We start from the raw sequence: 3,345 nt of genomic DNA, 5'->3' as shown, positions 1-3,345 counted from the left end.
CCCACGGCGGCGTGGATCAACCAGCCCCAACAAAGCGAGGTCCCCACACACGCCTAACCACTTAGCTGTGTCTCAAACGCCTTGACAGATTCCGCGGCAGCGAACCGACCCTGCCAAATTTCACGATCAAACCAGCGTCGACGAGTAGCCACAGTCGAGTAGGAATAGTAGTATGACTACTATTCCTACTACTTTTGGAGTGGTCCGCTGTGATGAGTGAGCAAGTTAGCCCGACAGGGTCTGCCAGGGACAGGGTGTTCGCCGCCGCCGAGAAAATCAGTGCTGAGCGTAACCCCACGGTGTCTAGTGTCCGGGAAGCCGCGGGCGTCTCCAACGCTGACGCGACCAGGTATTTGAAGGCGTGGAGGGAGGAGAGCGCTGTTGCCGGCTCACGGATCGCTGCTACACCGCAACCGCTGCTTGACCAAGCGGCGCGGTTGGCCGGATCGGTGTGGGCTGATGCCGTGGCGTTGGCTGCCGAGCAGCATGCAGCCCTCGAAGCCCGCTGGGTGAAAGAGGGCCAGGACAAAGATACTGAGCTGGCCGAGCTCGTGGCAGACCTCGATCGGATCACCAGCGAAAAGAATGCTCAGGCCGCGGCGTTGAACACGGAACTGATGGCTGCCGTGACGCGGGCTGAGGACGCGGAAGGGCGTGTACACCAGGCGGAAACCGCAGCTGTGAGTGCCCGCTCCGACGCGGGCACCCTCGCTCATGACTTAGCAGCCGCTCGCGCCCGGGCTGACACGCTGCAACAAAGCCACGACGCACTCATCCAGCGCATCACCCCACCAACCACCAAGACACCAAACAAAAAGTGAACCAGTAAGGGCGGACTCCTAGCGAAGAAAAGCACCAGGGGAACTAGATGTCCTTTCGCAGGGAAAACAGGGAAGAACAACGGGGCCGGTCACTGTGTGGTGCAGGAGCCGGCCCTACCTTCGTTAAGTGACTCACTGGCATCAAGTTTAGGGGTTCACCGCCGGAGGACGGGCTGTGCCCGGCCATGGTTTGCGGGACCAGGGAGGAGTGCTGAGGAAGAAGACTGTGGCGGCGATGATCACGCCGGCGGCGAAGATGGTATTGAGATGGGTGGACACCACGGTGCCGTTGTACATCGTGACGCCGACCGCTAGTAGCGATGCTGCTAGAAGGATGAGCGAGACCCACTGTTGACGTCGCAAGCCGACCAAAACCATGAGGGCGGGGACCGTGTACCAGATCATGCTCGCCGTTCCCATGGAATTGATCTGCTCGATTACCCTTTCTGTGCCTGGTATTGCCGCGACGATCGGGCGGAAGAACATGGAGGCGCAATGCAGGATCAGCCCCAACATACCCACGACGGTTAGGGCGAGATCCAGCGGGGTTAACTGTCGCGCGAACCGCCTGATGGGTAAGCCTGGGACCACCAGCCGGAGGACTAACAGGATAGATGCGACAGCAGCGAGGGTTAGGACGAACGAAGTGGACATAAAATCAGCCTAAAGGATAGCCGTCGCCTCAATGGATCCTAGATTTACAGCACCGCCTCCGGTCAGGAGGAAGGTAATCCCCTGACATCCGAATATTCGTCGACAACAGCCCGGTCCATCCTCTTGATTGAGGGAATCTGAAAACTACGACAAAGGCATGCCGAGTGGCCGTTTCGGCTTGATTGAGTCCGTTGTGAGTGGTGTGCTTTGGACAGACGACCGCCGCGGGAGCTGGGGGGCTTCCGCGGCGGCCGTTTGGGTGAACTAATCGGGGAAGGAGTCAGCCCCCGATCAGTTCAGGTAGAAGGGTTCAGTTGTTGGTGGTCCGGCGGCGGACGGCGTAGGTTCCACCGGCTGCTGCGGCCAGGACCAGCCCACCTCCGAGGGCGAGTAGCAGTGGTGCCTCGCTTGGGTTTTGGGTGACGACACCGGTGTCGGCGCCGCCCTTAGGTACCTCGCCCATCTGGTCCATCCCGGTGTTTCCTGCATTACCTGATTCCGCAATCTCCGGAGCTGGAGCGGCGGTTGGCGATGTTGTGGGTGCTGGTGCCATGGCTTCAGCGCCGACGGTGAGGGTGCCGCGCATGTTGCCGTGGAATTTGCAGAAGAATCCGTAGCTTCCTGCTGCGTCTGGGGCGGTGAAGGTAGCGCTTGCTCCGCCGGGGATGGTGACATCGAAGGAGCCATCATCAGCGGTCACGGTGTGGGCTTCGGTGTCGTTGTTGGTGACGGTGATTTCGCCGCCGGGGTTGACGGTGCCGGGTCCTGTAAATACGAAGTCATCGATGCTGATGGACATTGCTCCGGTGGTCATGGCTGGTACTGCTTGGGATACCGGGCCAGGGGCGGCCGTGGCTACCCCGGTGGATCCGAGGCCAGCTCCTGCGATCAGGGCTGCGGTGAACGTGACGCTGAGAACTTTGTTCCTGGTAATCATGGTGAGGCCTTCCGGCGAGGCATCTAGGGGGACAACTATCGGGCTATCAGTCGGCTTGATACGCCGTTGTCATAAAACCTCTACCGGGATATTCGTCACCCCGACCATGTTGGATGGGTTATCCACCAAACGCGCGGTCGACATCGGCGGGTGCGGCATCGGCGGAGGCATTGCCTTGGCCGTAGCAGTCGGCGGAGCCCTTTATGGCCGGTCGCCGTAACGCCATCGGATCATCGTCAAAGCAGCAACGGAACAAACCGGTCAAGACCTGCATACTGCAGCTGATTCATCCAGCGACCGTGGTGGAGGTCATCTGAGTTTCACTGCGGCCACGGTTCTTTGACGCCCTCCAAAGTTTCCCGGGATTTCTTGGCTGCCGAGCTTCTGGGATTATTGAGACTATGGTTTCTTCTGGATTGCCTGAGCTCGAGGTTGCTCGTGCGCGCCGTTGGTGTGCCGGACGGGTGCCGGCCAGATTCAGTACTGAGATGCGGGTGGAGTGCGACGTCGCTGCCCGTCACATCACGATTCTCGAATGCCGTCCCCCGTGGGATGGGGATGGGCAAACGCAGTGGTCGCGGTTTCCGATAGCTCGGATGCATTTCACGAAGAAGACAGGGTTGTGGGCCTTGTACTGGCGCGACCGGAATCTGAAATTCCATCAGTACCAATTTCTTGCTCCGAGCCCAAGCCTTCAAGTACTGCTGGATCATGTGGATGAAAGCGGGGATCCCATTTTCTGGGGATAACGGCCAACCAAAACCCGGCACCAGTATCAGTGGCCAGCCTCGGTGGGGGCAAACTGATTGAGGCCTTCACGAGGAAGCAACTGGGTGGTGTGGGCTGCTGCGTGAATTTCGGACAGCGGAGTTAGTGTTTTCTCTTACGCTGCCTGGTGCGGCTGCTGGTAACTGTAATGGACATCGTTGGGGT

The 3,345-nt window shown here is 59.6% G+C and carries 4 protein-coding genes; 2 read left to right on the top strand and 2 right to left on the bottom strand.

Features of this window, described 5'->3' with window-relative positions; translation table 11 throughout:
• Positions 1 to 212: 212 nt before the first annotated feature.
• Positions 213 to 821 (top strand): DNA-binding protein, encoded by a 609-nt coding sequence (locus tag IWX64_RS16665; RefSeq protein ID WP_196868244.1) that lies wholly within the window; start codon positions 213 to 215, stop codon positions 819 to 821.
• Between the two features lie 147 nt (positions 822 to 968).
• On the opposite strand, the gene IWX64_RS16660 is transcribed toward IWX64_RS16665, so the two are convergent.
• The gene (locus tag IWX64_RS16660; RefSeq protein ID WP_196868243.1) at positions 969 to 1,475 is read right to left on the bottom strand and encodes a hypothetical protein; all 507 of its coding nucleotides are present in this window, start codon (positions 1,473 to 1,475) and stop codon (positions 969 to 971) included.
• A gap of 310 nt (positions 1,476 to 1,785) precedes the next feature.
• Positions 1,786 to 2,412, bottom strand: a complete 627-nt coding sequence (locus IWX64_RS16655) for a cupredoxin domain-containing protein (RefSeq protein WP_196868242.1) — start codon at positions 2,410 to 2,412, stop codon at positions 1,786 to 1,788.
• 401 nt (positions 2,413 to 2,813) lie between these two features.
• On the opposite strand from IWX64_RS16655, the gene IWX64_RS16650 reads away from it, so the two are divergent.
• Positions 2,814 to 3,161, top strand: a complete 348-nt coding sequence (locus tag IWX64_RS16650; protein WP_196868241.1) for a DUF3024 domain-containing protein — start codon at positions 2,814 to 2,816, stop codon at positions 3,159 to 3,161.
• Positions 3,162 to 3,345 lie beyond the last annotated feature (184 nt).

The sequence above is a fragment of the Arthrobacter sp. CAN_A212 genome (genome assembly GCF_015752345.1).
In the GTDB taxonomy this organism is placed as follows: Bacteria; Actinomycetota; Actinomycetes; order Actinomycetales; family Micrococcaceae; genus Arthrobacter_D.
This window is presented reverse-complemented; position numbering and strand designations above follow the sequence as displayed.